General features: G+C 63.6%; 7 protein-coding genes. 2 read left to right on the top strand and 5 right to left on the bottom strand.

What is annotated here, in order from left to right; translation table 11 throughout:
* Positions 1-137 precede the first annotated feature (137 nt).
* From AC5RUQ_RS08950 to AC5RUQ_RS08940, 3 genes are all read right to left on the bottom strand, one after another.
* Positions 138-650 (bottom strand): hypothetical protein, encoded by a 513-nt coding sequence (locus AC5RUQ_RS08950; protein ID WP_493946937.1) that lies wholly within the window; start codon positions 648-650, stop codon positions 138-140.
* A 77-nt stretch (positions 651-727) separates the two neighbouring features.
* Positions 728-1426: a response regulator transcription factor gene (locus AC5RUQ_RS08945; RefSeq protein ID WP_493946936.1), complete on the bottom strand. Its 699-nt coding sequence runs from the start codon at positions 1424-1426 to the stop codon at positions 728-730.
* Positions 1423-2952, bottom strand: a complete 1530-nt coding sequence (locus AC5RUQ_RS08940; protein WP_493946935.1) for a sensor histidine kinase — start codon at positions 2950-2952, stop codon at positions 1423-1425. The genes AC5RUQ_RS08945 and AC5RUQ_RS08940 overlap by 4 nt, the downstream gene beginning before the upstream one ends.
* A gap of 352 nt (positions 2953-3304) precedes the next feature.
* Here AC5RUQ_RS08940 and AC5RUQ_RS08935 point away from each other — a divergent pair, with 352 nt between their 5' ends.
* Positions 3305-4651: a BTAD domain-containing putative transcriptional regulator gene (locus tag AC5RUQ_RS08935; protein WP_493946934.1), complete on the top strand. Its 1347-nt coding sequence runs from the start codon at positions 3305-3307 to the stop codon at positions 4649-4651.
* 16 nt (positions 4652-4667) lie between these two features.
* A complete protein-coding gene (locus AC5RUQ_RS08930; protein ID WP_493946933.1) occupies positions 4668-6086 on the top strand; it encodes a sensor histidine kinase in 1419 nt (472 codons plus the stop codon).
* 630 nt (positions 6087-6716) lie between these two features.
* Here AC5RUQ_RS08930 and AC5RUQ_RS08925 read toward each other — a convergent pair.
* Positions 6717-9014, bottom strand: a complete 2298-nt coding sequence (locus tag AC5RUQ_RS08925) for a fibronectin type III domain-containing protein (RefSeq protein WP_493946932.1) — start codon at positions 9012-9014, stop codon at positions 6717-6719.
* Between the two features lie 254 nt (positions 9015-9268).
* Positions 9269-10003 (bottom strand): YcnI family copper-binding membrane protein, encoded by a 735-nt coding sequence (locus AC5RUQ_RS08920; RefSeq protein WP_493946931.1) that lies wholly within the window; start codon positions 10001-10003, stop codon positions 9269-9271.
* Positions 10004-10680: the final 677 nt, after the last annotated feature.

Genomic DNA, 10680 nt, shown 5'->3' with positions numbered 1-10680 from the left:
TTTGTGTTGGTTTACGCGATGACGCCTTCATCCTGCAATCTGCTCCCCATGTAGGGCCAACTCCCCAGTAGAGTCGGCGAAACAAGGCAATGCTGCAGGGGCGTCCTAGGGAAAACCTTGGTGCGGACCGTCAGGGGCTACCGGTCACCCCCTTTGTCGTCGCCCGGGGCGTCGTCGGAATCGTTGTCGTCCCTGAGCCCGCCTTTGTCGTCGCCGGGCGGGTCGACGGAATCGTTGTCGTCCCTGAGCCCGCCTTTGTCGTCGCCGGGCGGGTCGTCGGAAACGTTGTCGTCCCTGAGGCCGCCCTTATCGTCGCCGGGCGGGTCGTCAGAAAGGCTGTCGTCCCTGAGCCCGCCCTTATCGTCGAACTGATCGTGGGTGGGGCTGTCAGATGGCACCGCTGCGAAAGTCTGCGGTTCTGCAGTGACGAGCTGCGTTTCCAGGGTTGCCTGGTCGGGGATCGCGGTGATGCTGGCGGTGGGGGCTGAAGTGGGAAGCAGGTCCGCCGAATCCTCGGCTGTGGCGGTGACGGGCGTCACCACCACGCCCGGAGAGACTTCGGCGGGCGGGCCGGCGTTGGCCTGGCCCCAGACCGTGAGGCTCGCAGCACCTACTACAGCTGCGATGGGAAGATACCAGAATTTCTTCATCGGATCGCCTTTCTTGGTTGTGTTCCCACCCTGCCGGGCCGCGGTGAGAGGGGGATGAGACTTTTATGAGAGACCTCTCATGAACGGGATTGAGGCTGGGAAGGGGCAGCGGGGACGGCCACAAAGCGGTAACCGGCTCCCCGAACAGACAGGAATCTTCCGGGGCCGAGCTTGTTGCGCAGGTATCCCACGTAGACATCCACCACGTTGGAGGACCCGTCAAAGTCGTATCCCCACACCCGGCTCAGCAGCTGTTCGCGGCTGAGCAGCCTGCCCTCGTTCTCCAGGAACGCCCGGGCCATGGCGAACTCCCGGGCGGACAACGGCACCGTGCGGCCGCCCACCTTTGCACTGCGAAGGTCGACATCCAGGGTTACGTCGCCGGAGGTTGGGTCTGGTGCCCCTTGGGCCCCCGGGATATCCCTTAGCCGCAGGCGGATCCGCGAGAGCAGCTCCTCGAAACGGAAGGGTTTGGTCATGTAGTCGTCCGCACCGCCGTCGAGCGCTGCGAGGGTGTCCTGAAGCGAATCCTTGGCCGTCAGGACAATCACCGGAACCGTGCACTTCAGGGCCCGTAAGGCCTGCAGCACAGCTAACCCGTCCATTCTGGGCATGCCAATGTCCAGAATGAGCAGGTCAAACTCCCCGGAGCTGCCGTAGTCCAGGGCCCGGATGCCATCTTCCACCGATGTGGTGGTGAAACCCGCTGCCGTAAGCCCCTTGGTGATGAAGCTGGCGATGCGGGGCTCGTCGTCGGCGATCAATATCCGTGTCATGCGGTTCCTCCTGGAAGTGAGAGCACAAAGCGGCTGCCTTCATTTACCCGCGAAATCACCCGAAGTGTTCCGTTGTGTGCTTCGGCAATGGCTTTGACGATCGGTAGCCCCAGGCCCGAGCCTTCTTTGCCCCTTGACACCCCGGCCCTGGCAAAACGGTCGAAGATCCGTTCCTGGTCCGCGGGGCTGATTCCACAGCCCGAGTCAGCCACCCAAATTTCGATATCGCCAGGGGACTGTTCCTGATGTCCATTCGGTGCCGCACCCACAGAAGTGCCCGTCCACGCTGCGCCAAGGGAGATAACGTCATGAAGCCGCGTGGCCTGCACTGCATTGGCTGCCAGCTGTTCCACCGCCTGGGTGAGACGGTTGCGGTCTGCACGAAATTGGCCGCCCGGCATGCTTTCGATCTGCCACCGCCGGTCCGCCAGGACCTTGATCCTGTCCATGGCGGCTTCAAGGAAGGAATCGGCGTCGATCCAGTCCAACCTGATAAAGTCCGGGCGCCCGCTTCGGGCCAGCAACAGGAGCTCATCCACCAGGGATTGCATCCGGTCCAGTTCCTCCAGGAGCAGAACCTGGGTTTCGCTGACATCCCTGGGGTCTCCTGCCTGCAGGAGCTGCAGATGGCCGCCGATGATCGTCAAGGGAGTCCGAAGTTCATGGCTGGCATCATCCACAAACTGACGCTGGTCCGCGATACCTGTTTCCAGCCGGTCCAACATCCGGTTGAAATCCGTGGCCAGCTGCGAGACGTCGTCATCACCGGAGGGGACGAGGACGCGGGTGCTCAAGTCCTCGAACGTGATGGACTCAGTGGCCTGGCGCAACCGCCGGACAGGAACAAACAGACGGCCGGTTACCGCGAAACCCACGGCGCCCGCCAGCAGCAGCGTGGCCAGCGACGCCCCGGCGAAGGTGCCGAAGGACGCGATCATCTGCTCCCGCTGCCGCCCTATTTCATTTGCGGCCACCAGCAACCCGCCGGGGCTTCCGTCGCCCAGCGATACCGAGGTGATGGCCAGGCGCACCGTCCGCCCGTCCAGCGACATGTCATGGAAGACTGTGCTTTTCTCAACATGTTCGGCCCGCACTGTTTCGAGCACCTGGGGAGTAGCGAGATGGCTGGGCTGCTCTGCGGCGGGCAAGAACGTCTTGCCGCCGTTAACGGTGGCCATCACCGATTCGTATCTGCCGGGCGCGTCACCCTGGAGGAAAACGGTGAACAGCCCATCGAGTGAAGTAAACGGCCCTCCGCCCGGAACACCCTGTTCCACAATGTTTTGAAGCCGGGCGGACTGCAGCAGGAGCTCTTCGTTAACACGGCTGTTGAGGTTGCGTAAGTCTAGGGCGAGCGTGGTGACGCCGGTGACCAGCAGGCCGGCTGCCAGGAAAGCCAAGACCGTGACCAGGACCCGGACACGGACAGTACGCAGTTCCGCCCGTACGTCGGACCAGGCCTGCCTCAGCGGCGTAGTGGGTACACTAACGGAGACTTTGTGCATCTCCGCGGTCCGCGATGTCATCCGATTTCCCGTCACATTGGCTGCCGTACCAGGGTTTGTGCTTGTTCTGTACAAATTAGGTAGGCAGGCTTGGGGAAATCTTCGGCGACGGAATTACTACTTTCGCCGCGATACCTAGGGTTTTCCCAATCTTCGCCACCGCTCATCAATTTCGGGTTCACCAGCGGCAACGTTTCCCGCCGTGCTGCGTGGCCCGGCCTAACCGTTTATTCCCACCGGATGGTGTCTGCGTAAAGCCTTCAGGACCAAGTAGTAGGCGGCTACGAAAGTGAGTAATCAACACTGTTGTTCGTCTTTTCCCGTACCTCTTCAATAAGGACCACGCACCACCGAACAACCTGGGGGAATCCACGTGATTACTTTGGAACTGCCAAACAACACCGTCCAGACTGGCCTTGTTCCGGAAGTGCCGCCAACGATGCCGGCGCTTTCGATTTCGGTTTTTGGCCCGTTGACGATCCGCCGCGGCGACATCGAGCTGAGCGCCAACGACCTTGGCGGACCCAAGCCCCGCCAGGTCCTGGAAATTCTCCTGATGAATTTTGGCACGGCAGTGTCGAAGTCCCGGCTGATGGATTTGCTGTGGGGCGGCAACCACCCGGCTGTTGCACTGCCCACCCTTGAAAGCTATGTCAGCGTCCTCCGGCGCAACCTGCAGCCCGGTACCGGGCGAACCGGTCCCCTGCGGACGGTCACCGGCGGCTATGCCATCGACCGGTCATTGGTGGAACTGGATCTGGACCGGTTCGAAACACTGACCAAAAGGGCCTCCCAGGCCGAGCCTCGCACGGCGCTCGCACTGCTGACAGAAGCACTGGACCTGGCTTCAGCCCCACTGCTCGGGGACGAGTTGCTGCCAGCCTGGGCAGAAGAGGAGCGCGCCGCGCACGCAGCGCAGGTGGGTCTTGCCCGCGTCCTGGCCGCAGAAACGGCGCTCTCCCTTGGGGAGGTAAGTAAGGCTATTGCTTGGGGTGGCGCGGCGGTGAAGGAGGACCCCCTCAACGAGCGGGCATGGACGGCGTTGATTCTTGGGCTTGAGCAGAATGGCGAGAGCACGGAAGCCTTGCGCGCTTACGATCGCTGCCGCAGGATCATTGACCAGGAGTTGGGCTGCGCCCCGGGGCCGGCGCTGAGGGAGGCGCAAACCAGGCTCTTGAGGAGCACCGCGGCAACATGCCCGCCGGCGGAGCCAGTTGGTCCCATCCAGGTGGTCACGGAAAGCCGCCCCGTTGCGAGGGTGACCCCGCAGGAAACGGGACGCCTGCGGATTCTTATCGTTGATGACCACACGACATTTTCCGACCTTTTGGCAGGGGCGCTGGACCGCGAGCCGGACCTGCAAAGCGTAGGAGCGGCGAAGTCCGTGGCATCTGCGGTAACGATGTTCCGGGACCTCGGGCCCGACGTCGTCATTATGGATTTGTACCTTCCTGACGGTTCCGGGCTCAAGGCCGCAGAGTGCATCCTTTCGGAAGCGCCCGAAACCCGGATCGTTATGCTGACGGGCAACCCGTCGCAGGAAGCCCTGCGCGAGGCCGCCCGGATGGGTATCTGCGGATTCCTCCCGAAGGACGGAGCCTTGGGGGTCATGCTCGACACCCTGAGGCACGCCCATTCCGGCAGCATGATTGTGAATCCTTCCCTCGTGGCAAAATGGGGCGGCACCGTCTCGCCGGCTGCTGGGTCCTCGGCAAATTGACCCGGCAGATCTCACTGTGAGCAGAATTTTTGCGGGGAAGCCCGCCCACGCCGCCCCTTTTGACCAAGGCGTCGCGGAGCGGCGCGAGGTGAGGGCTGCTGTTGCGCGATTCCTCATTGCCGGCTTTGCTGCGCTCGTCCTGGTTGCCGTCCCCGTTTCCTTCTGGGTCCAGGCCGAAGCGGAACGGCACGCCTTGGCTAACGCCAGGGACATCACCCAGCGCCTGGCCGATAACGTGGTTGGGCCGCTGATTACTGACCAGCTCCTTGCCCGTGACCCCGCCGCGCTGGAATTGCTCGACCAGCGGCTTGCGCCGTGGCTGGCTGAGAGCGGCGTGACCAGGATTAAGGTGTGGGACGAGCACGGCCGCGTAGTCTATTCCGATATCGAATCGCTTATTGGGCAGGATTTCGAGCAGGAGGAATGGGCACGCGAGCTCCTTGAAGGCGGCCCGGCGACTGCAACCTTTGAATCCCAGACTGAGGCAGAAAACGAGTTTGAGGCGGACATTGGCGAACTCGTGGAGGTGTATGCACGCTCCGCATCCGCAAGCGGAGCCCCGATGATCTTCGAAACGTACAGTTCCGGTGACGGAGTCCGCCGCGAACAGCAGGCAGTCCTGATGGGCATGGTCCCGCCCATGGCGCTGTCATTGGCCGTACTTCAGCTGACGCAACTGGTTCCGGCGGTCCGCCTGGCCCGGAGGATGCAGGTCCATCAGGCGGCGCGCAACGCAATGCTGCGGTGTGCCATCGAGGCATCGGACCAGGAGCGCCGGCAAATCGCCAGCGAACTCCACGATGAGGTGATCCAGGATTTGTCCGGACTGGCTTATGCCTTGGAGTCAGAGGAGCGCCGCGGCCCCGTGGAGCTACAGCCCGTATTTGTAAATGCCCGGACCATGCTGCAGAACAATATCCGTACCCTCCGGGCCATGACCTCTGAACTTTATCCCCCCGACCTCGAAGAGCTAGGGCTCAAGGCGTCCCTCGTGAGGCTGGAGGCGCCCCTTGTGGAGCGGGGAATACATCTGACTGTTGAGATTCCGGACAAGCTCGTGCTGGACCGGGACCGGGCTGTTCTGCTCTACCGGGTGGCCCGCGAAGCCTTGGTGAATGTGGGCAAGCATTCCGCAGCGCAGTCGGTTGGCATTCGCGTTTGGCAAGCTGGCCAGCGCACCCAGATCACGGTGTCCGACGACGGCGTGGGCTTCAACCCGACGGAACCCCGCACCGAGGGCCATCTTGGCCTGCGGATCCTTGGCGACACCATTCAGCAGGCCGGGGGCACCTTTGAAGTCCGCTCGACGCCGGGGGCCGGAACTTCCGTTACCGCCGCCTTCGGCGTGGCTGTGCCTGCCGTCAGCTTCGCCGGCAGGCACGCTGCCGCAGCCTCACGGCAGAAGTCTTCCGTACCAAGTGCCATGCAGGCGTAGTTCTCGTTGAGGGTGTAACAGTTTGGTGTGAATTAAGGGGCGGGGGCCTCCGGTACCGAGTGGGCGGTCACGCTCCTCCCGGACAAGGAGGCCCTCGTTTCCTGCGTTGAACTGGCGGCAACTGCAGGCTTGACACCCCTTGGGTGTTCAAGGAGGCAGCTGCCCGCGTCCCAGAGCATAGGAGCCATCAGCAAACGGCTCGTACCGCTGTCCGTGGTCCTGATGCTCACCCGTGATCCGATTCCCCGACACCATCGGTGCAGCCGGCTACTGGGCGCATCCCGAGCCTTGCCACCCTTCTCCAGCCTCGCAGCTGGCCTATCAGGAGCAACGCCGGCGAGACTTTCAACATTCGTGGCGTTCCCCGCACAGGGGACAGTACGACTCCCGCGATCACCAACTGCTGAGGCTGCGGAGATTCGCCGGCACTTTCACAGCAGCCTCGAGACGCACGACGGCCGGTTCCCTTGAGCTACGACGACGGCAGGTTACCTTCCTGGGAAAGGCAACTTGCCGTCGTCGAACGTTTCCTGGTGGCCCAGCCAGTGACGCGACTGTCGCGGGGCGCGCCAAGGCCCGGTGGCTTCCGGTATGTTACCGAGAGCCACCGGGCCAGGGTGGGGCTTTTGTCTACCTGTTGGTGACCGACAGTGGTCCGGCAGTGCCTCCCACGGTCGACTCAATCCAGACAGAGCCTGGGTTGGTGGTGCCGGCGGCATTGTCGCGCAGCCGCAGGCTCCAGGTGCCGCCGGTGGCCGGCGCGACTGCCGCCGCAACGTTTACCCGGCTCAGCACCGTGCCAGTAGGACCACCAACCCTGATGGTGATGGTGGCGCCAGGAACGCTGCCGCTCCCGCTGACCCTCATGTCGCCGGGCTTCCACGTGGCCGAGGCGATGGTGACCTTGTCCGGAACGGGTGTCACCTTGACCTCATCCGTCCGGACCGTCGTGCCGACGGTGACCGTCAGTTTGAAGGTGAGCGGGTTGTTGGTCATCGTGGAGTTGTAGACGGGCAAGCTGAAGGTTGGCTTCGGTGTAGTGGCCCCGTTCAGGGTGACCGTGTCCTTGGCGCTGTTATCTGCGGTCAGAATCTGCTCCCACTTGTATGTGGCGCCGGCGGCCTGGGTGGTGGAACCGGTGCCGTCCAGAGTGACAGTGGTTGCCGTGGTGCGACGCGCGACGTTCTGATCCGGTCCGGCATTCGCGACAACGGCACCCTGAACGGTGACAGGAGCGCTCTTGGCCGATGGGGCTCCGGCGCCGTTGGTGTTGCTGGCCGTGACGGTGAACGTGTACTCGGTGTCGCCGTTCAGCCCGTCGTAGACCAGCGAAGTGACGTCCCCGGCCACCTTCTTGGGAGTTCCGAAGGCTGCGTCGCCGGTGTAGGCCTGGACCGAGTATCCGGTGATGGTGAGTCCTTCAGCTCCGGCGTCGGGTGCCGTCCAGAAAACTTCCGCCGTTCCCAGCCCTGCCTTCGGCGCGCTGGCGATCACCGGAGCGGCCGGGACGGGATCGTTGGTGATCTGGAACTCGAAAGTTTCGTTCTCTACCGAGACGTTACCCGAGGGGTCGATGGCGGCCACCGTGAAGGTGGTGTTTTGGGTGACCTTGATCGGGCCTTTGTAAACTTCTGCGTTGGCGGCGCCACCGCCGGCGGAAACAGGATCTGTTCCGTCAGTTGTGTAGTAGATATCGCTGCCCTGTTCGCTGGCTGTCAGCGTCAGCTCCTGCGCAGTGGAGAAGGTTCCGCCGTTGGGCGAGGCGGTCACAGTCGGGGCTTCGGTGTCCGTTTTCGCGAAGGCGTGGGGAGCCGGGAACGTCTCACCGACGCTGCTGACGGACACCACGTAGACGTCGTACTCTTCGTCGGCAGAAAGGCCCTTGATGGTAGTGCTGGCGGCCTTCGGGTCGCTGATGCGAACACCGGATTCCAGCCGCTCGGATCCGTTGGCCGTTTCAGCGACGGCCGTGACGCGGTAGCCGGTGATTGCCGGCGTTCCGGGGACGGCCACGGCGGGAGTCCAGTTTACTTTCAAGTCGCTGTTTACCTTGGCCGCTGAGATGTTGGTAGGCCCTGCAGGCCCGGAGCCCAGGGGACCATTCGGGCAGCCGCCCATTCCCGGTCCGCCAAGCTCGCCATACTCGGCGATGGTCAGGCCCTGCCGGTTGTCGTCCGCATCGCTCTCTTCCCAGGCCATGGAGCGCGCACCGCCAGCTGCTGCCGCAATTTCGGCGGCCTGCGTTTCGTCGAATTCATAGGTGGCGGTGAAGGTGTTGGGGCCGTCCAAGCCAAATTCCAGCGTTGAAGTGTAGCCGTCGTCCCCTCCCGGTGCTCCGGCAACTGCCCGGGCGTCGCGGCGCCCCACGCTGGTGTCCTTCAGGGCGGGCTCGACAATGCGTTGTTCCATCTGGTCCTGGTTGACGCTGCCGGCCACATGACCCTTAACGATCACGGTGTTGCCGTTGCGGATGGAGGGAGCATTGACGTAGGTGTCCTGGACGGTTGTGGTTCCTGCCTCGGTGGTGCCGAACTTGATGGTCACCTTGTCGCCGGGCTTGATGTCGGGGGTGACCTTCACGTCAGTCCCGTCGCCCCAGCAGACTCCGCCCGGGTGGTTGATCTCAAAGGCCACGTCCCCGGCCGCGACCACGCTCTTCGCGGAGCCGACAATCCCGATTCCGGGGCGGTGGACCTCCACTGTGGCGGTCTGGCCGACCCTGTCCTGGTAGCCCTCAATCGTGACGAAGTCCCGGTCGGGGAAGACCACCACGTTGTTCGGGAATGCCGGGACGGCGGCGTTGGCGGTGGGGATGGCGAGCAGGGATGTGGCACAGAGTACGGCCGAGACCGACCCAATAATGCCGGCCCTTCCAAAACTATGGACGCGGACTCCCCGCTCTCCTGGTCCGTGTAGTGCAGATTTCATAAGAACCTCACTGATCCTGGGTGCGCAAGGGGTTCACGCACAGTCACAACGTAGGAAGTGCACCTTGTGGAAACGCTGGCTGCAGTCCTGCTGAACAGGACGCATACACCAGCCAAGGGACAGGGCGGCTTGCTTTTCCCAAGGAACGAAAGCGGCTCCTAGGGATTCCCTAGGAGCCGGCAGCCGGGCGGTCACAAGCCCCTGCCGCCGCTGTCCCACGGTTGGTGCGACGACGCCGGGCAGGGGCTTGGCAATCAGATCTTCCTGGTTCGTCCCGAGCGGAAGAACGCGGCAATGCCTGCGGCGAGTACCAACAGCCCGGCCGCCAAGGCCGCCCAGACCGGCCCGGGCATGGGTGCATCCGGGTTCACTGCCGCTACCGGCTCAGTGGCCTGCGTTGTCCCAGCGGTGCCGCCGTGGCCGTGTTGTGCCGCCGCGGCGGCAGTTGTCACAAACGATGGGGCGGGGTCCTCGGGTTCGCCTTGGCCCGCTACCACCGGATCATCCCAGTTCCGGACGGTGCCGTCGGAGTAGGACTGCGCCACCGGCAGCATTACGGTGGTACCGGCCGTCGGAAGCCGCCCGACATAGACGGAGAACATCTGGTATTGATCGATAGTCAACTGACTCGATGCGTCGATGGCGGTCCAGGACACGGACAAGGGCGCCTCGGTGATGGTGGCACCGTTCACGGTTACCGGCTGGGGCAACGTTCCTCTGACCACCTCGGCGGTCCAGCCCGGAACGGGCTTTACCCGGACCGATGTGAACGGAGTGGCCGTTGGCAGATCCACCTTGATTTTCGTGGTTGTGGCGGTCTCCGACTCGCTGGGAACCCTGAAAGTCACCTGCGTGGAGGCGCCTTCCGCGGGGGCGTCCGGTGTGACGGTCACGTGGGCGGTGGCCGCATTGAGGCCAAAAGTCATAAGAGTGGCCGTGGCTGCCCCGATGGCAGCTACTTTGAGGGCATTCGTGGTCTTGGTTTTCATGGAAAAGTCCTTTTGCTGGTGCCGCCCAGAATCGAAAGGGATGGCGGGCAGCGGAGTGTGAATTGACGGCTGCAGCGTTCCCTTGACCTGCCTCTGCACTCAGATAGGCGAGGAGAAAGGAGCGCACTGCACCGGTGGCCCCCGGATGCCGTCAGCACGGTGGTTTCGCCAGGGAGTAGGTATTGGCTCGGGTCCGCATTCACCACAGGACGGGCCGGACCAAAAAATGGTAACGGGCTGGAGGGCCTGCGTCAGGGGGCGAAACCAAGCGACGAGCCGCCAAAGCGCTGCTTCTGCCCTGCCTAATAGGGCCGCGGTTACAGCAGCGCCAAGAATGTGCGCCAGCGACATGGCTAGCCCGGGGGCCGCAGGCAGGAGGACTTCAGGTGTCCCGGTCAGGCAGGCGCCGGCGGGGGCGCCATGGTGCCAGCCGTGCGGCGCATTGACGCAGGTGGTTTCCTGGGCCAGGAGGCTCAGAGCCTGGTGAAGCAACACCTGCCCGATTCCAACGACGCCGGCTATTCTCGCCATGGACAAGCGGCGGCCCAGGCCCAACAGGACGGCCAGCAAGACCAGCGCGATCAACGCCGTTGAGGTCTCCGCAGCCGGAAGCGTACCTCCACCGAGGACATGCGAACCGGCGGCAAGCAACCAAACGGCTGCGGTAACCAGCAGAG

The sequence above is a fragment of the Arthrobacter sp. MDT2-3 genome (genome assembly GCF_059090465.1).
This window is presented reverse-complemented; position numbering and strand designations above follow the sequence as displayed.

Excerpts from the sequence above, each read along its gene's own strand:
- AC5RUQ_RS08925 (WP_493946932.1), bottom strand. The coding sequence starts at position 9,014 with ATGAAATCTGCACTACACGGACCAGGAGAGCGGGGAGTCCGCGTCCAT.
- AC5RUQ_RS08920 (WP_493946931.1), bottom strand. The coding sequence starts at position 10,003 with ATGAAAACCAAGACCACGAATGCCCTCAAAGTAGCTGCCATCGGGGCA.
- AC5RUQ_RS08940 (WP_493946935.1), bottom strand. The coding sequence starts at position 2,952 with ATGACATCGCGGACCGCGGAGATGCACAAAGTCTCCGTTAGTGTACCC.
- AC5RUQ_RS08950 (WP_493946937.1), bottom strand. The coding sequence starts at position 650 with ATGAAGAAATTCTGGTATCTTCCCATCGCAGCTGTAGTAGGTGCTGCG.
- AC5RUQ_RS08945 (WP_493946936.1), bottom strand. The coding sequence starts at position 1,426 with ATGACACGGATATTGATCGCCGACGACGAGCCCCGCATCGCCAGCTTC.